This window comes from Streptomyces sp. NBC_01707 (assembly GCF_041438805.1).
In the GTDB taxonomy this organism is placed as follows: domain Bacteria; phylum Actinomycetota; class Actinomycetes; order Streptomycetales; family Streptomycetaceae; genus Streptomyces.
Window position 1 is genome coordinate 913,793 of sequence record NZ_CP109190.1, and the last position, 16,095, is coordinate 929,887.

Sequence of the window (16,095 nt, forward strand, 5' to 3'; positions counted from 1 at the left end):
TGGAACGCATGGCCTGGGGGGTGGTGTCACCGACTCCGGAGGCATCGACCGACCGCTGATTAGCGCCTCTGTGTGTCAAGCCGCTGATGCAAGTTGGCTCCGCTGGTCTCGTTCCATGGTCCGGTAGACGACGTGCGAGAGCCGTAGTTTGAGGGCCCTGCGTGCCTCTGCCGGTGTCGTTCCTTCGCTGATTTTGCGGAGGTAGTACTCCTGGCCGCGGCCGCCATCGCGGATCTGGGAGACGGCGATGATATGCAGGACGGAGTTCAAGGCCCGGTTACCGCCGGTGTTGAGACGGTGGCGAACGTTCTTGCCGCTCGAGGCGTCTGGCTCGATTCACGAGTCGTGGCAGCGGTTGTTCACGGGGTTGGGAGGCATCTTCTTCGACGGTTCAGTGATGTTCACGAATTTTTGACAGCATGGGGGTTCTTGCCAGGGCAGCATCCGAGGGCGGTGGTCACGCCTGGCGGGCGTGAAGGACCATGAAGGACGGTAGTCCGGCACGCCGAAGCTGCATGGTGGCGAGCTCACGTCCGGTGCTGGCTCGTGGACGGCTTCGATCCTGAAGCCGTGCCCCACCAGCGCGGTGAGATAGGTGGAGAGCGTCCGGTGCTGGTTGCCTGCCCGCCGGGCGCCCTCGGGGTTGACCGAACGCCAGAACCCTTCGGTGAGGTAGTCACCGACAACCCGGTGCACGGCTCCGTCCTCAGTCTCCGTGCAGGTGGCCCGCGGTACCTCGAAGCAGGGGTACGGAATGGTGAAGCCCAGAGAGCCGTCCGAGGTAAGGACCCTCCGCACGTCTGTAAGCGCGGCGCGGTCGGGCACATTGTTCGGGGACAGGCCGGCGGTCACTCAGTCGCTCCGCGTATCAGTCGGCGATCGTGTCCCAGGTGTCAGCCATCAAAGCTTGAGTGTTGCTCGACGCCTTGTGGTCCTCATCATCGACATAGGTCACGGCAGCAGAGTCCGGTCCCACCACACACCACTGACATCACACTCAGTCAGCCCTTGCTGCGAGGCCGGGCCGAGCACAATCGTCAGGCCTCGTCGGCGTACCGCTGCAGCACCGGCCACACAACGACCAGCGGCCCACCCGCGGACGTGGCATGCGCTGCCGACACCAGACGACACAGTCGCCCCCACCCCGCAGCATCCTGCGCAAGCAGCGTCACCCGCAGCGGTACCTCAACCACGTGCACTCCCCCACGCACCGGAGTCCGCCCGCGCCGCGCCGGGCCCGCCGGCAAGTACAGGGCAACCGCGACGTCGACACCGAAAACCGGCCGCACACCCGCCGCTGTCGCGGCCTTCGCGAAGTGGACAACGCCGGTGACGGTGTCCCGGTCGGTCAGCGCGAGCGTCCCATACTCCGCTCGACAGCCCGGGCGACCGAGTCATGCGGATGAGAGGCGCCATAACGGCCGGAATAGCCGCTGGCGACATGCAGATGTACACCACCACCCATCACGACCTCCGGTCACATCCCAAAAACTACCCAGACACCCTGGCAGGACCCCCGCGGTACTCGAACATAAATCGAACACGCGAGCTACGACACGCCGCCGCCAGTGAGGCGCTCACTGTTGTTGTGAGCCATGGCAGAAATGTAGACCACGTGGTAAGTATTTCTGTCGATCGGCCCGGCCCGGGCCGGACGCCGACTCAGCACGGGGACCCCACACCCGCCGCCGGGCCGCGAACAACCGCCATCTTCGAAAGGACAGGGTGTGGAGAGCATCACCAAGAACCGGCAGTCCCCCGAGGTGCTGCGCGCCATGGTCGAGCGCGCTTACGGAGCCGAACAGGTGCCCACCGGGGAGGGATGGGCCAGCGAGCTGGGCCACGGCTGGTTCAACGTCGCCTACCGCATCCGGCTACGGAACGGCGCCGACGTCGTCCTGAAGATCGCCCCGCCCCCGCAGGTAGAGGTCATGACCTACGAGCGCGGCGCCATGTCGATCGAACTGAAAACGCTGGAACTGATCCGCACCCAGACCTCGGTGGCGGTCCCTGACGTCCACTACGCCGACCAGAGCCACGAGCTGTGCGACGCCGACTACTTCTTCATGCCGTACATCGACGCCGACAACCTCGGCATCATCTCCTCCGAGCTCCGCGCCGCCGAGCGGGACGCCTACATGGAGCAGCTCGGCGCGGCCAACCGCGAGATCAACTCCATTCGCGGCCCCGGCTTCGGACCGCTGGCCGGGCCCCACGACCCGAGCTGGCGGCGCGTGTTCACCGACATCGTCGAGGACGTCCTGGTCAACGGTGAACGCCGCGGGGTCGACATCGGCTGGGAGTACGACACGGTGCGCGCGGTGGTGGCCGAACACGCCGACAGCCTCGACGAGGTGAGCGAACCGCGCCTGGTCGAGTGGGACCTGTGGGACAGCAACGTCATGGTCCGCGACGGCAAGATCGCCTGCATCATCGACCACGAACGCGCCTTCTGGGGCGACCCGTTGATGGAGGCCAACTTCACCGGTACGCAGCTGTCCGCCTTCGGCGACCCGACCGCCTTCTTGCGCGGCTACGGCCACCCCCAGCTGACCGAGACCGAGCAGGTGCGCCGCCGCCTGTACTGCCTCCACCTGATGCTGATCATGGTCATCGAGACCGTGTACCGCGGCCACACCGACACCAAGCAGTACGACTTCGCCCGCCCCGTCCTCGACGAGGCGATGGCACTGCTCGGCCGAACTCGCCAGTGATACGCCAACACACCGTCTCCGCTACAGCGGACGACCACACCACGCGGCTCGGCACCGAGCACGTGGGCCGGCTGCTGTGGCGGGCCTGCACCCAGACCACGGCCGCCGTTGGCGTCTACGGCATCTACGCCCTGACCAACGCCTGGTTCGTCGGCCACGGCGTGGGCGACACAGCGATGGCCGCGGTCAACCTCGTCGCCCCGCTCCTGCTGCTGCTCGGCGCGGTGTCCACCACCGTCGGCGCGGGCGGCGCCTCCCTGATCTCCCGTGCCCTGGGTGCGGGTGACCGGCAGGCCGCCGCCCGCGCCGCAGGAAACTCCTTCACCTTGTTCTGGGCCTGCGCCACCGCCACCACCGTGCTCGGCCTGATCTTCCTCAACCCCCTGCTCACCCTGCTCGGCGCGCAGGGCGAATTGCGGGAGAGCGCACGCCCCTACGCCGTGGTCCTGCTGTGCGGAGCACTGGTGTCCACCGGTTTCTCCAGCCTCGTACGCGCCGAGGGCAGGATGGGCTACTCGACGCTGCTGTGGCTGGTGCCCGTCGCCGTGCAGATCACGCTCGACCCGCTGCTGATCTTCGCCCTCGACATGGGGGTACGCGGCGCCGCTCTCGGCACCGTCGGCGGACAGGCCGTCTCCGCAGCGATGAGCCTGTGGTTCTTCTTCGCGCAGCGCCGCCGCCCCTACCGCATCACCCTGGAAGACTTGCGCCCCCACGGCCCGACACTACGAGCCCTGCTCGGCATGGGCCTGCCCTCGTTCCTGGCCGGCACCGGCGTCACGTCCCTGGCCGTTCTCGTCAACGCCACTCTCGCGAACAGCGGATCGGCCACCGCGCTGGCCGCCTATGCCGTCTGCGCCCGCCTGCAGACCTTCGTGATGATGCCGCACACCGGCATCAGCCAGGGACTGCAGCCCATCGTCGGCTATAACAGCGGCCGCGGCCTGCCCGACCGCGCCCGGCGCGCCCGCAACCTCGCCCTGCGCGCATCCCTGCTGTACGGACTGCTCATCGCCACAGTCCTCGCCCTGCTCGCCAAGCCTCTGGCCGCACTGTTCCTCAACGACCCCGACACCATCACCACCGCCGCACACGCACTGCAGGTCATCGCCATTGGCCTGCCCGCCGCCGGAATCGGCCCTCTGGTGGCCGCCTACGCTCAGGCCCTGGGCCGGCCCACCCCCGCCTACCTGATATCCATCGGCACGCTTCTCGTGATCAAAGTGCCGCTCATCGCGACCCTGGGACAACTGGGGACCAGCGGGGTGTGGGCGGGCCTGGCGGCCGGTGAACTGGCCTCGGCAGCTGCGGCGGCGTTCCTGCTGTGGCGGCTGCGCGATGCTACGCCGAAGGCTCCTTGAGGAGCTGCAGCACGAACGCCCGCAGGACCTGGGCCATGTCCACCTCCTGCGGGCTGGTCAGCCACTGCACCTGCAATCCGTCCATCAACGCCACAAAGGCCGCTGCGGCGGACTCGGCCTCCACACCGTCGCGCAACGCCCCCTGCTCGGCCAGCTCCCCGAGCGCACGGTGCACATACGCGCGCGTCATCGTGTAGTGCGCCTGGAAGTACCCGTGCGCCGGATGGCCCTCGGCGATGGCCTCGGCAGCCAGCCGCACGTACAGGTCGACCATTCCGTGACGCCGGGCATTGTGATCGGCCAGATCGACCAGATGCTGCACCGCTGCCAGTGGCGACGAGTCCTTCGGCGCGACGTTCTCGCGGTCTTCCTCGTCCCGGCGCTCCAACACAGCTGTCAGCAGCGCCTCACGGTCGGGGAAGTAGTAGAGCAGGCCTACATGGCTGATCCCGGCACGCTTGGCGATCTCTCGCACCGAAGCGCCGTGGTAGCCGACATCCGCATACACCTCGGCGGCAGCCGATACGATCTGTTCACGACGCGCGCGTCCCTTCGCATACCCGCCGCGATTCCCAGACGCTTTGCCATCAGACATGCCCCCATCATCGCAGCAAGGGTGATCCGGAGATCGCGGCGTGGGGGGTGTCCATGGGCACCGCGCTGGAGTACGGGCTGTCACCCGAGGGGCATCCGGAGCGGAAGGACAGGATGATCACCTCTGCTCTGTTCGTCGGTGCTGAGCTGGCCGAAGCCCCCTATGAGGCCGGGCCGGTCATGCACTGGCGCGATGTCCGTGAACGGGAGAAGAACGCTGGGACTTGGCCGGTGAAGGCCGACCGCGACCGTCCTCGCTGGGACTGGTCCCCGCTGGAAGGGATCGGCCCGCTCCGGTTCGGGATGAGCCCGCAGCAGGTAGCGGCCGCGGTGGGCGGCGAAGTGCCAGCGGGGAGGCAGGGACACTATCCCCATTGGTGGTGGCGCAGCGCCGGGCAGTGGAACCTGGTCGACGACCGGTTCGAAAAGACCGGGGTGAGCGCGCACTACTCGTATCAGGAGGGCCTCCCGCGGCTGGGGGCCGTGACCGTGCACGGCCGGACCGGACCTCAGGTCATGTACGCCGGTATTCGGCTGATCGGCATGACGCCCTCTGCCCTTGATGCGGCCCTGCTTCAGCACATCGAAGACGACGACGCAGGGCTGCTCTTCACCCCTGGCGGAAGCCCCGTCCCCGCCGGGCTCAACATAGACGTAAGCGCTACCAGAGCCGGAGACGCCGCAGTCAGCGAGGCCAGCTTCGCCTCGGCGGACTGGGAGTTCTGACCGATACGCAGACCGAAACACCATGACGCTGTTTTTCGCGTATCGAGTGTGCATGTAGTTGGCGAGGCGGGCCAACTACGCCACTCAGTCACAGTTGTGAATGAGCGTTTCAGTTGGCCCCTGAGCGTTGTACTTGGCCCGGCTGAGAGTGACGGTTGGCCCGGGCCGTTCGCGGGTGGCGCTCCGCCGACCCGAGCGGCTGCAGCGTCATGGGTTTTCTCGTTACTCCACAGCGCGGCCGATGAGTTTGTGGCTCCCGGCCGGTCCAGACTCGTGACACCCCAGGAAAGGACAACGCCATGTCGGAGCTTCTCGTCGACTTCATCACCTCCCTCGACGGCCACGCATCGGGAGAAGGATGGCCCGGCTTCTGGGGCCTCGAGGGCCCGGAGTACCTCGCATGGCTCGGCGAGCAGCCCGAGGCCACCTACCTCATGGGAGCGAACACCTACCGCCTCATGTCGGGCTTCGCCGCAGGCGAGGTCCCGAATGGCCAAGACGAGTTCAGGCCCGAAGAAGAGGCGTCCGTCGACGAGCTCACGCAAGCGTCCAAGGTGGTGTTCTCCTCCTCACTCGAGAAGCCACTGACGTGGGCCAACTCCACGCTCGTCCGCGACGACGCCGTCGAGGCGGTCCGCGCCATGAAGTCGAGTGGCTCGGGGCTCCTCAGCACGATCGGCAGCGTCAGCCTGTGCCGGTCCCTGCTACGTGCCGGACTCGTCGACCGCTTCCGGGTCGTGATGTTTCCGGTGATCACCGGGGCCACGGGCGAAGAACGCATCTACGACGGCTATCCGGACGTTGCCCTCGAGATGATCGAGCACCGCACCTTCGACGGCCGCATCCAACTGGTCGAGTACAAGCCCCGCGTGCTCGAGCACCCGCCGCTCGGCGTCCCTGCGTGACGTCGCCCCGTCCACCGGTCCGGACGGCCGCGCGGCCGGCGCCGGCGGGCGCGGAGCAAGACCTGATAGCAGGCGATTCTCGCCCTCGCCCGCCCCCGCCTCGACGTTCTGTGGGCCCTCATCCGCGACCAACGCCAGTGGACAGCCCGGCCACCGCAACCGGGCCTGACCGACGCCGCATGAAGCGCACGCCTTACTCACGGCGATACGGATCCCGGATCTTCCCCGGGCGACTCGTCGTGCCCCAGCCGGTTGCTGTGGTCGTTACCTGCGCGGGGGCTTGCGCTGACGGGCCGCGGCTGCCTGGTCACGAACGTATGGGTCGGCGTCTGCTGCCAGCTGGTCGAGCACGGCTGAGGTCGCCAGGTCTGCGGGCTCCAGGGCGGAAAAGTTGCTCAAGGCGATCGCGACCCAGGCACGGACGCGGGGGCTGTCGTCGTTCGCCAGCGAGCGGATCTTCTGAAGGGTTCTTGGTTGCTGAAGGAAGCCGAGGGAGCTGAGGGCGGAGATTCGCACCTGCGGGGAGGGATCGGCCAGCAGCTGCAACAACAGGTCGATGGCCGCCGGCTCTGTCCCGTGACTGCCGAGGGTGCCCACGACCGCGCTGCGGATTGCTTCGTCCGAGGCCTGCGCAGCATGGGCCAGCAGGTTGAGATCAGCGGGTTCGGGGACGAAGCCGAGCAGCCAGATTGCCGCCCTGCGAAGGTCCTCGTCGTTGCCCACGGCGCACGGCAGGATGATTTCGCGCGCGGCAGCCGGGTTCTCCTGCGCGAGTACATGGAGCGTCGTCGAGAGAGAGTCCTGGTCGTCACCCAGATCGCGGGAGTAGGCCCGCAAAAGGGCGGCAAGGGCCGTGTGGCCGGCAGTCTCGGCGAGAATCCGGGCGAGCGCATGACGGGCGTACCAGTTTCCCGCCTTCACGGCTGCCGCGAGATGCCGTTCCACGTACGGAATCAGCTCCCGCCGCCGAGCGGCTACGAGCTCTTCTTCGATTTCGGCAAGGTCGTCGAGGTCGCAGTCCGGATCCGCGAGTCCGGCCGCCAGCTCATCAAGGCGCAGTGTGAGATCACCTGCTGCCCGTTGGCCTTCCAAACCGTCCTCCTCGTGATCCTTCAGACCGCACCGAGCCTGCCCCCGCGGGTTTCCCTGCGGTGGTGCAGGCTCACGGAACTGATTGTCCAACAGGCCTCTGACAACGGCGTTCGAGGCGGCCAGCTTCACTCAGCCGGTCAGACCCTCCCAACGTCCACGCAGGCCTCCGTGACCTTGACAAAAACCATTGGAAATCAGTCACAGGGGTGCTGTGACTGAGCGCCCTTGTTGGCCTCTGAGCGCGATGGCTGGCCGCGGGAGCACACGTCCCTGAGCGGGGTGTGCCGGGCCGTCTGCCCCCCCCCCCCCCCCCCCGGGGGAGGCCGTTCACGCCGGGTGCGATTCTCTGGGCGGATGCACGAGACAGCCGCTGCTCTGGCGACCGCTCGGTGGCCCCTCACCGCGGGCCGGGAAGCCGACTGGTTGCGGGACCTGACCTCCGATGACGGAATTGCGGGGTTCATGCCGCCGGCGCTGCCCGACGCGGTGTGGGTGCTTCACTCCATGTACGAGCACGAGCTCGGACCGACGGGCATGTCCTATGTCGAGTACGAGCGGCGCGTGCTACTGGGCGGTGGGCCCGAGATCGTCCCAGGTCTGGACCCGGCGGACGTGATGCACACGGTCCCCGGTGAGCACCCCGGACCGCATTGGCGCCGACTGCGATGGACGGAGCTAGCGCGCCGGATCGGTGACCCGACCGTGCCTGAGGGACGCCTGCCGTGCCATAACTCCTTCCCCTCGATCGCGCCGCGTCCCTGGCCGGTCGGGATCCAGGTCCCATCCGAAGGCACCATGGACCGGGCCGCCTGGACCGCCTGATCACGATCCTCACCGAGCACAGCCCACAGGGCCCCGACACCCCCTGCCTGGCCTACTACAGCCCGCTGCTGCACGGAGCCGAGGACTTCGACAACCTGCACATCCGAACCGGCACGCTCGCGGACGCCCACGTGCTGTACGACCACCCTGAGGAGGAAGGCTGGAGCCCGTCCAACCTCTGGCCGCGAGACCAGTCCTGGGTCCTGTGCACGGACGACGACCTCTGGGCCACCAACGTGTCCGGCCCCACCGCGCTGATCGAAGCCCTCCTCAACGACGGGGACCTCGAAGCCGTACGGCTTCCATGGGCTACCTGACCGGCCGGGGCGGTGCTGTGTATCGGAGTTGTCCATCCGGACCATCTATCGTGCTCGGTCACATTGGTTCGCGGACGAGACAGTTGCTTTGCGGATCCTGGTCCCGTGACGGGCGGGGTGCTGTGGTTCGGTGTGCTACTGGTGGGATCGCGTATTCAACTGTCGCGAGTTCCCCGGGTTGCGGCATGCATTGGCTGCAGAGAGTGACGTTCGTTCTTGGTCGGCGAATGCAAGGACGATGGTCGAGCGTGCGAGCTCACCGGTGTGTGATCCCGGCAGGAGCCGCAGGAGCGAGGGCGCGGGACTCGGTTGTCACAAACCGAGTCCCGCATCTGCTTCGTGTCGAGCGGGCTCGGGGCTATATCAGGTCGATGCGTTCCTGTGCGATCGGGTAACCGGCCCTCGCGAAGTGAGCGGCCATCGGGACGTTGATCTGGTCCGTCCCGGCCACGATACGGTCCACGCCCTCGTCGACGAGCTTATGTGTGGCCTCGACGAGCAGGTCATAGGCGTATCCGTGGCCGCGGTGCTCGGGCACCACGCCGATATAGCCGATGAGAGGGTCTCCGTAGTGGCGGCCTGGGACGCTTAGGCCGACGAGTTCCCCGGCGGAGTCGTAGGCCAGACGCCACCACTCGCGCGGGCTCGGCAACCAGCGCAAATAGTCCAGTTCTTCCTGGGCGGCCGCCTCCAGCCCGGATGTGGCGATGGTGCGGCGCACATGGGCGTCGAGACTGCCCTGGTGGATACGGCGGAAGACATCGAGGACCGCCGCGTCGTCGGGCTCGGGACGGAATTCGAGACGGCCCGGGCGCGCGGGCACGCCGCAGTCCGGCGTCCAGCGGTAGCGGAAGCGCTCGACCAGAGGTGAAAGACCCGCGGCGACGGCCGCGTCGATCCGGGCCTGGGCCTGCTCTCGGACTGCGGGGATGTCACGCCAGCCGGGTTGCAGTTTGAGGGAGTACTGGGCATGCAGTGGCGAGGCGCGGAGCAGTTGTACGGCGGCAACGGCGTCCGTGAAGTCGAACCAGTCCAGGGCGAGCGGGTTGTCGTCATTCGGGCCGGCCCACCAAGCGGCGCGCGCGACCACGACGCCGTCGCGAAGGGCCACCCAGGTCCACTCGGGGCGGTACTCACCGGCGGCGGCCATCCCACTGTAGGTGTCGCCGAAGGCGGCAAAGCCGACCAGACCGGGATCGGGCAGAGATTCGAAAAGTGATTCCTCGCCTGCGGCGAGAGGGCGGATGACCAGGTCGGTCACGTGAGAGGTCCTTTCGGGTAGCGACGCGCTCCCGTTCAGATCCTCGGCGCCCTCGGAACGGGGTGGGAGCACATGAGAGTCAGCTGGCTCACGGTTCCCACCTCCCTTTACGATCGAGGACGCGAACGCAGCGTAACAGCACGACCGAATCGCCGACAACGGCAATCGTCCTGCCGCACACGCCACATCTCGACTCGCTTGAACGGAACTTGGCGGCGCTTGTAGTTGAGGTACAGAATGTGCCGCTGAGATCGATCTTGCTCGAGTCCGCCTACCGCGTGGGCGCTTCGAGCTGACGAGGGATGGCGCCGGCAGGTAGCTCGCGTAGGTCTGGGATGTGGTTGTAGAGGGTGCCCCTGTATTGCCCTTCCTCCTGGGCCGGAGAGACCATTCAACGCGTAGCGGCGTCGGCGAGGATTGCCTGAAGACGTGCTCGGCATTCGGCGACGAAGGCGGGGAAAGTGTCCCAGTAGTAGGAGATCCCACTGACGCCCACCGCGACCGCCCAGGCGCGGGCCCGGGTCCAGGTCAAATCATCGAGGTTCAAGGTATCCCAGTAGGCCTGTCGGGCTTGTGGCGGCAAGTCCCAGACTGTGGAGTGCTCGGCGTCGGGAAAGCCGACCGAGAGTCCTCCGAAGTCGATGACTGCGTGGAGCTTGCCTTCCCGGACCAAGAGATTGGTCGGCTTGAGGTCGCCGTGGAGCCACACGTGAGGCCCGGAGGGCTCGGGCAGTACGAGCGCGGCTCGCCACAACTGTTCCAGAGTGTCAACGTCGAGCTCAGAACCCACCGTGGCGCGGCAGTCGTTGAGACACTTAGTGATCCACTGGTCGCACGGCTCCAGGCTGCCACCGCGGTACCAGCTGAGGCCGTCCGTGCAGGTCGCTCCCATGAGGTCGATGCGGTGGAGTTCCCTCACGATCGCCGCCAGGTCCGCTCCGAAGGCGGCCCAGTCCCGGACGGCGTCCGGGCCGGCTTCGTCACCGTCAATCCAGCGGTAGACCGACCAGACCATTGGGAAGGCATCGGTGGGCGTCCCGGCATGAACGGGCTCGGGAATCGGACAGGCAAGGTGGGGCGCCAGGCGAGGAAGCCATTCCTGTTCCTTCCGCACGGACTGTCCGTTGTCGGCGGTTCGTGGAAGTCGCACGAGCAGGTCATGGCCCAGCCGATACATGGTGTTGTCCGTGCCCGCACCTGCGGGCGACAACGGTAGGCCGGCCCACTCTGGGCGCTGCGCCTTCAGTAGTGCTCGGACCAGCGGCTCGTCGACTGGGATCTCATTCTCGTGAAGCGTCACGTCGGAAGTCTCCCCTCCGGATGGAACGGGAAGCCAGTGACTTTTCGTCCCGAACGAGAAGGTGCAAACGCATGCTCCACGACGCCGCGTTGTTCGCCCAGGCCGGAGCCGTGCAGGTGCCGCGGCGGGCGATCAGTGGCTTCACGCCGAGGTCCCACGAGACGGCGGTACTGTTGCCGACTCGTGGTGGCACCCTCGCGTGCCTGGGGCTGCGCCGGATCGCCGGTCGCGTACGCACCTGCGGTCTCATCCACCGTCGGCCCCCTGACTGCCAGGAACTCCTGCGCCGGCCCCTTGGGGTCGATCGTCTAGAGGTTGTAGCCGCCCGATACCTCGAGGTTCTGGGCAGTGACCCAGCGGCTCTCGTCGGAGACCAGTGTGGCGATCATCGCGCCGATGTCGTCGGGTTCGCCGACCCGGCCGAGCGCGGTCTTCGCGGCGAGGGCGGGGACGACCTCCGGGAACCGGGTGAAGGCATCGTCGGCGATCCGGGTGCGGGTGGATCCCGGCGAGACCGCGTTGACGCGGATGCCCCGCGTGCTGAACTCCTTGGCCATGTACCGCGTCAGCACGACCAGGCCGCCCTTCATCGACGCGTAGGCCGCGTAACCGGGCTCCAGGCCGGCCGTCGCCGCCGAGTTGCTGCTCGTGTTGACGACGGCCCCGCCATCCGCCATCAGGGGCAGCAGTTTCTGCGTCAGGAAGTACGGTCCCTTGAGCAGGACCCGCATGAGGCCGTCGAACGTCTCCTCGGTCGTGTCCTCGATCAACGACGTCTGCGCGAAACCGGCGTTGTTGACCAGATAATCGAAGGTGTCGCGCCGCCAGGTGTCGCGCAGCACGTCGGCCACCGTGTCACGGAAGGCCGCGAAGGTACCGCTCTCGCCGACGTCGAGCGGCAGTGCGACGGCCGTACCGCCCTCTCTCTCGATGGCGGCTGCCGTTTCCAGCCCTCCTTGTGGGTTGTTGGCGTAGGTCAGGATGACGCCGGTTCCGCGCTTGGCGATCTCGATGGCGGCGCTTCGTCCGATGCCGGAGCTGGCGCCCGTGACGATGGCGACGTTCATGGTGTTTTCCTCCTGGGGTGCGGTGGTGTGTGTTGTGTGTGAGCCGTCGGCGTTATGCGGCGGGGTTCGGGGGCAGGGCTCGGGTGAGCCAGTCGGTGCGGGTCCGGCGGGCCGTGGCCGAGATGTGGGCCTGCGGGTAGAGGGCGTCGAACCCGTGGAAGCCGCCTGCCCAGACGTGGAGTTCGGCCTGGCCGCCGGCCGACCAGATACGGGTGGCGTAGTCCGTGTCCTCGTCGCGGAAGACTTCGGCGGAGCCGGTGTCGATGTAGGTAGTCGGAAGGCCCGAGAGGTCGTCGGCCAGCGCGGGTGACACGTAGGCGGGTACCTGGTCGTCGGTGAGGCCTCCGAGGACGCAGCGCCACCCGAACTCGTTCATCTCACGGGTCCAGACGCCGGGCCCGTCCGAGTACTGGCGGCTGGAGGTGCTGGTGTTGCGGTGGTCGAGCATGGGGCAGATCAGCATCTGCGCGGCGATGGCCGGGGTGCCGAGGTCGCGGGCCAGGAGGGTGACGCCGGCGGCGAGGCCGCCGCCCGCGCTGGCGCCCGCGACGACGATCCGGGCGGGATCTATGCCCAGTTCCGCGGCGTGTTCGGCGACCCAGAGCAGTCCCTGGTAGCAGTCGTCGACCAAGGTGGTGCCGGTGGCCTCGGGTGCGAGCCGGTAGTCCACGGAGACCACGACCGCGCCGAACTCGTCGAGCCACTCCAGCGGGATGTCTATCTGCGAGAAGCGGTCGCCCATGACCATCCCGCCGCCGTGCATCCAGTAGACGCAGGGTGCGGCGGTGGTGCGATCGGTGTTCGTGGGGCTGAGGACCGACAGCCGGATGGGGGCACCGTCCTTGGCGGGCACGGTGACTTCGCGCCGGTCGACATGCCGGTGTGCGAGGAGGGGCTCCAGGGGCGTCGACGGGAGCCGGCGCAGCTGCGTGAGCACCTCTGGACTGAGCTGGGACATGAGGGGCAGGTCGGCGAGCAGTTCACGCAGTTCGGGGTCCAGGTCGGGTCGTGCCGTGGTCATGGTCGTTGCCTTTCGTGGGGCGGTGCCGGACAGCCGGGTGAGGCGAGGACCGCCATGATGGGCGCCAAAGGCGGCAGGGGCGCGGGGCGATCGGCGGGTCAGAAAGCGGCCTTGCCGCGAACCGGCACGTAGTCGGTGTACTCGGACTCCTTGGCCAGCAGTCCGTCGATCTGCGCCACGATGGCTTGGGCGGCCTCGCCGGCGAAGATCCGGTGGTGGTCCTCCTCGCTGGTCCAGCCCTCGGTGACGTGTACTACGTCGGGGTCGGACGCGGAACGGGAGACGAGGTAGACCACGCAGTGTTCGCTCGCGCCGGGGCTGCCTTCGTCGAGTCCGGTCAGCAACAGGTCGACCAGTCGGTCGCCCAGTCCGGACTTGGCGCTCAGCGTGGCGTTGAAGCCGTATTTGACGATCACGGGGTGCCTTCTTCTCGGTGATGGAATGAGGTGATTCCATTCAACCCGCGTGACCTGCGAAAACATTAGAACGATGCTCGCTCGTACTTGCACGATCCTCGCAGTCACGGGAGCTAAGGTCCGCAATGGGTGCTGCAATGGACGCATGCACCTCGAAGAGCTCCGCAGCCTGCTGGCCCGGCACGCCCGGCCCGACTGGACCACTGCCATCGACGGCGTCTTGATCTCGAAGGTCGACCGGTCGGATCCACCGGCTCCCTCGATGTCCGGCACGGTGCTGGCGGTCATCGCTCAGGGCTCCAAAAGACTCGCCCTGGGCGACCGGGTGTACGAGTACGGCGCCGGGCAGTACCTGGTCGCTTCCGTCGACCTGCCCGTCACCGGGCAGTTCACCCAGGCCGACCCCGAGCAGCCGGCGCTGGGGTTCGGACTCGTACTGGAACCGTCCACCGTCGCCGAACTGCTGCTGCAGGCCGGTCCCGGAGACACTCCCCGCACCGGCGGAGCCGCACCGTCCGGGATCACCGTCAGCGACGCCCCGCCCGCCCTCCTCGACGCGGTCGCCCGGCTGCTGCGCCTGCTCGACGAACCCCGCGACCGGGCCGTACTGGCCCCGTTGGTCACACGCGAGATCCTTTGGCGCCTGATCACCGGCGAGCAGGGCGCGACGGTCCGCCAGCTCGGCCTCGCCGACAGCAGCCTCAGCCACATCTCCCGGGCCGTGCGCTGGATCCGCGAACACTACGCGGAGGCCTTCCAGGTCGAGGACGTGGCGCGTCTCTCCGGCATGAGCGTCTCCGCCTTCTACCGCAACTTCCAGGCAGTGACCGCGATGAGTCCCATCCAGTTCCAGAAGCAGATCCGGCTGCAGGAGGCCCGGCTGCTGCTCGCCACCCACCCGGGCGACGTCACCGGAGTCGGCCACCGCGTCGGCTATGACAACCCGTCGCAGTTCAGCCGGGAGTACCGCCGTCAGTTCGGTGCGCCTCCCAGCCGGGACGCTGCCCGTCTGCGTCACAGCGTGCGCAATCCGGCAGGTGTCCTTCCCTGAACCGGCTTGATCGCGGCGGAGGACCGTGCAAGGAGCGGCGAGGATCGTTCTACGGTTTCCGCAGGTGCTCTTCGCCCGTGAGTTCCGGCGCGGTCCGCTCCGAACGGCTCCCCGGCACAGGGAGCCTGGAAGGAAGGCCGAGGGCAACCGGCGACCAGCGCGCAGCACCTCCCCGGCCGGTCAGAGGGTGACGACGTCCCTGAGCCGAAGGGCCCCAGCAGGACGGTGCACATTGCTCCGGCGATGGCAGCGATCTCGTTCATCGGCATCCTCGTGGCTGCCTACGTCCACAAGTGCACCCGGTGCGCGCTGCGGACGCCGGACCGCGGGTCGGCTGACCGCGCCGCGCACCGCTGTTTCCGCCCACCCCGAGAGCAGCCGGACACGGCAGTGCGGGTGGGCGACCGCTTCCACTCGCCCGCGGCCGGCTGCTCACCTTGCCGATCGCTTCGGTCAGTCCGACTGCATACCCACCTGCGGCTCGAGGCCGGTCTTCGTGACCCGGCCCGCGGTACCGGACTTCAGTCCGGACGCGGAGCGGTGTTGCAGGCTCACCGATACCAGGTCCCCTTTTCCCTGTCGGCGCCGACCGCGTCCGCCGGGTAGAGCGTCCCGAGCGTCGTGTGCTTCACGCTTGGGCTTTCCGCGCACCCGCAAGGATGGCCCTCGGCCGTACGTGATGGGGCCGGGGAGAACGTTCTGCTCCGCGCACCCGTGGGGACGGCGCCGTCCCGGTGATCCGCTTGTCTCCGCGCTCTCCCTCCTCCGCGCACCCGCGGGGACGGTCCCCCGCCCGGCTACGCCGTCCCAGCCCCGCCGGACCCTGTTCGCCGACAGCGGTCTCGGCCGGGCGGGACCCTCTCAGGACGTCGCGCGGACGAAGCGGAGGGATGCGGTGACGGTGGTCGCGCCGCGTATCATGCCCAGCTGGTTCCAGCCCATGCTGAACTGTTCCCGGTCCACGGTGAACTCCGCCGTGAGCGTGACTGCTTCGGTGCTCGCCTCGGTGAGGTGCGCGGTCAAGGACTGTGGGCGGCTGATGCCCCGCGCGGTCAGCTGACCGGCGACCTGGACCGTCCTGTCGTCCGCGGGAGTCGCGCTGTGCACGGCGAAGGTGAGCTCGGGGTGCCGTTCTGCGTCGAAGAAGTCGGCGGACCGCAGGTGCGTGTCGCGCTTGGCGTTCTTGGTGTCCAGGGAGGTGGCGTCCAGGGTGATCGAACCGTTGGCGGAACCGTCGGGGCCCACCTCGCCCCCGCCTGTGAGACCGGTGAAGGTGCCCTTCACCGTGACCATGCCCCACATCGTCTTGTGCCGGACGCCGACGGTGGAACGGGCGGGGTCGAGCTGCCAGGTGCCGGTTTCGACTGCCATGGACATGCGGTCCTCCTGATGAGATGCCTGAAGGTGGGTGGACCGGAGGCGCGACGCCTTCCCTCCAGTCGTCCAAA

The 16,095-nt window shown here is 67.9% G+C and carries 17 protein-coding genes and 1 pseudogene; 7 read left to right on the forward strand and 11 right to left on the reverse strand.

Going from position 1 to position 16,095, the window contains the following annotated elements:
• Positions 1 to 75: 75 nt before the first annotated feature.
• From OG963_RS04215 to OG963_RS04225, 3 genes and pseudogenes are all read right to left on the reverse strand, one after another.
• Entirely contained in the window at positions 76 to 336 is a 261-nt protein-coding gene (locus tag OG963_RS04215) for a transposase (protein WP_371800261.1), read from the reverse strand.
• The gene (locus OG963_RS04220; protein ID WP_371798447.1) at positions 337 to 852 is read right to left on the reverse strand and encodes a hypothetical protein; all 516 of its coding nucleotides are present in this window, start codon (positions 850 to 852) and stop codon (positions 337 to 339) included.
• A 159-nt stretch (positions 853 to 1,011) separates the two neighbouring features.
• Positions 1,012 to 1,465, reverse strand: a pseudogene (locus OG963_RS04225) (PHP domain-containing protein); the annotation flags it as partial.
• A 262-nt stretch (positions 1,466 to 1,727) separates the two neighbouring features.
• Here OG963_RS04225 and OG963_RS04230 point away from each other — a divergent pair.
• Positions 1,728 to 2,714: a phosphotransferase family protein gene (locus OG963_RS04230; RefSeq protein ID WP_371798448.1), complete on the forward strand. Its 987-nt coding sequence runs from the start codon at positions 1,728 to 1,730 to the stop codon at positions 2,712 to 2,714.
• On the forward strand, positions 2,711 to 4,075 hold the full coding sequence (locus tag OG963_RS04235; RefSeq protein WP_371798449.1) for an MATE family efflux transporter: 1,365 nt from the start codon (positions 2,711 to 2,713) through the stop codon (positions 4,073 to 4,075). Before OG963_RS04230 ends, OG963_RS04235 begins: the two co-directional genes overlap by 4 nt.
• Here the strand turns inward: OG963_RS04235 and OG963_RS04240 are convergent.
• Positions 4,056 to 4,670 carry a TetR/AcrR family transcriptional regulator gene (locus OG963_RS04240; protein ID WP_371798450.1) on the reverse strand — a complete coding sequence of 205 codons (615 nt, stop codon included), beginning with the start codon at positions 4,668 to 4,670 and terminating at the stop codon, positions 4,056 to 4,058. The genes OG963_RS04235 and OG963_RS04240 overlap by 20 nt on opposite strands.
• 53 nt (positions 4,671 to 4,723) lie before the next feature.
• On the opposite strand from OG963_RS04240, the gene OG963_RS04245 reads away from it, so the two are divergent.
• Both OG963_RS04245 and OG963_RS04250 read left to right on the forward strand, forming a co-directional pair.
• Positions 4,724 to 5,395 (forward strand): hypothetical protein, encoded by a 672-nt coding sequence (locus OG963_RS04245; protein WP_371798451.1) that lies wholly within the window; start codon positions 4,724 to 4,726, stop codon positions 5,393 to 5,395.
• A 299-nt stretch (positions 5,396 to 5,694) separates the two neighbouring features.
• Entirely contained in the window at positions 5,695 to 6,300 is a 606-nt protein-coding gene (locus OG963_RS04250; protein ID WP_030932247.1) for a dihydrofolate reductase family protein, read from the forward strand.
• Between the two features lie 264 nt (positions 6,301 to 6,564).
• On the opposite strand, the gene OG963_RS04255 is transcribed toward OG963_RS04250, so the two are convergent.
• The gene (locus tag OG963_RS04255; protein WP_371798452.1) at positions 6,565 to 7,392 is read right to left on the reverse strand and encodes a HEAT repeat domain-containing protein; all 828 of its coding nucleotides are present in this window, start codon (positions 7,390 to 7,392) and stop codon (positions 6,565 to 6,567) included.
• Between the two features lie 354 nt (positions 7,393 to 7,746).
• Here OG963_RS04255 and OG963_RS04260 point away from each other — a divergent pair, with 354 nt between their 5' ends.
• Together OG963_RS04260 and OG963_RS04265 are read left to right on the forward strand one after the other, a co-directional pair.
• Positions 7,747 to 8,214: a hypothetical protein gene (locus OG963_RS04260; protein WP_371798453.1), complete on the forward strand. Its 468-nt coding sequence runs from the start codon at positions 7,747 to 7,749 to the stop codon at positions 8,212 to 8,214.
• Positions 8,215 to 8,345: 131 nt separating this feature from the next.
• Positions 8,346 to 8,531, forward strand: a complete 186-nt coding sequence (locus OG963_RS04265) for a hypothetical protein (RefSeq protein ID WP_371798454.1) — start codon at positions 8,346 to 8,348, stop codon at positions 8,529 to 8,531.
• Between the two features lie 358 nt (positions 8,532 to 8,889).
• Here OG963_RS04265 and OG963_RS04270 read toward each other — a convergent pair whose 3' ends face one another.
• The 5 genes from OG963_RS04270 to OG963_RS04290 form a co-directional block, all read right to left on the reverse strand.
• On the reverse strand, positions 8,890 to 9,792 hold the full coding sequence (locus OG963_RS04270; RefSeq protein WP_371798455.1) for a GNAT family N-acetyltransferase: 903 nt from the start codon (positions 9,790 to 9,792) through the stop codon (positions 8,890 to 8,892).
• A 391-nt stretch (positions 9,793 to 10,183) separates the two neighbouring features.
• On the reverse strand, positions 10,184 to 11,092 hold the full coding sequence (locus OG963_RS04275) for an aminoglycoside phosphotransferase family protein (RefSeq protein WP_371798456.1): 909 nt from the start codon (positions 11,090 to 11,092) through the stop codon (positions 10,184 to 10,186).
• A 308-nt stretch (positions 11,093 to 11,400) separates the two neighbouring features.
• A complete protein-coding gene (locus OG963_RS04280; RefSeq protein ID WP_327420282.1) occupies positions 11,401 to 12,159 on the reverse strand; it encodes an SDR family oxidoreductase in 759 nt (252 codons plus the stop codon).
• Between the two features lie 52 nt (positions 12,160 to 12,211).
• Entirely contained in the window at positions 12,212 to 13,180 is a 969-nt protein-coding gene (locus tag OG963_RS04285) for an alpha/beta hydrolase (RefSeq protein WP_371798457.1), read from the reverse strand.
• 98 nt (positions 13,181 to 13,278) lie between these two features.
• Positions 13,279 to 13,596 carry a putative quinol monooxygenase gene (locus OG963_RS04290; RefSeq protein ID WP_030932227.1) on the reverse strand — a complete coding sequence of 106 codons (318 nt, stop codon included), beginning with the start codon at positions 13,594 to 13,596 and terminating at the stop codon, positions 13,279 to 13,281.
• A gap of 145 nt (positions 13,597 to 13,741) precedes the next feature.
• Between OG963_RS04290 and OG963_RS04295 the strand changes: the two genes are divergently transcribed.
• A complete protein-coding gene (locus tag OG963_RS04295; RefSeq protein WP_371798458.1) occupies positions 13,742 to 14,647 on the forward strand; it encodes an AraC family transcriptional regulator N-terminal domain-containing protein in 906 nt (301 codons plus the stop codon).
• 861 nt (positions 14,648 to 15,508) lie between these two features.
• Here the strand turns inward: OG963_RS04295 and OG963_RS04300 are convergent.
• Positions 15,509 to 16,024, reverse strand: a complete 516-nt coding sequence (locus OG963_RS04300; RefSeq protein ID WP_030932221.1) for a YceI family protein — start codon at positions 16,022 to 16,024, stop codon at positions 15,509 to 15,511.
• Positions 16,025 to 16,095 lie beyond the last annotated feature (71 nt).

Bases quoted from the DNA above. Each gene is read 5' to 3' on its own strand.
- OG963_RS04240 (WP_371798450.1), bottom strand. From the start codon at position 4,670: ATGTCTGATGGCAAAGCGTCTGGGAATCGCGGCGGGTATGCGAAGGGA.
- OG963_RS04245 (WP_371798451.1), top strand. From the start codon at position 4,724: ATGGGCACCGCGCTGGAGTACGGGCTGTCACCCGAGGGGCATCCGGAG.
- OG963_RS04250 (WP_030932247.1), top strand. From the start codon at position 5,695: ATGTCGGAGCTTCTCGTCGACTTCATCACCTCCCTCGACGGCCACGCA.
- OG963_RS04260 (WP_371798453.1), top strand. From the start codon at position 7,747: ATGCACGAGACAGCCGCTGCTCTGGCGACCGCTCGGTGGCCCCTCACC.
- OG963_RS04280 (WP_327420282.1), bottom strand. From the start codon at position 12,159: ATGAACGTCGCCATCGTCACGGGCGCCAGCTCCGGCATCGGACGAAGC.
- OG963_RS04285 (WP_371798457.1), bottom strand. From the start codon at position 13,180: ATGACCACGGCACGACCCGACCTGGACCCCGAACTGCGTGAACTGCTC.
- OG963_RS04295 (WP_371798458.1), top strand. From the start codon at position 13,742: ATGCACCTCGAAGAGCTCCGCAGCCTGCTGGCCCGGCACGCCCGGCCC.
- OG963_RS04300 (WP_030932221.1), bottom strand. From the start codon at position 16,024: ATGTCCATGGCAGTCGAAACCGGCACCTGGCAGCTCGACCCCGCCCGT.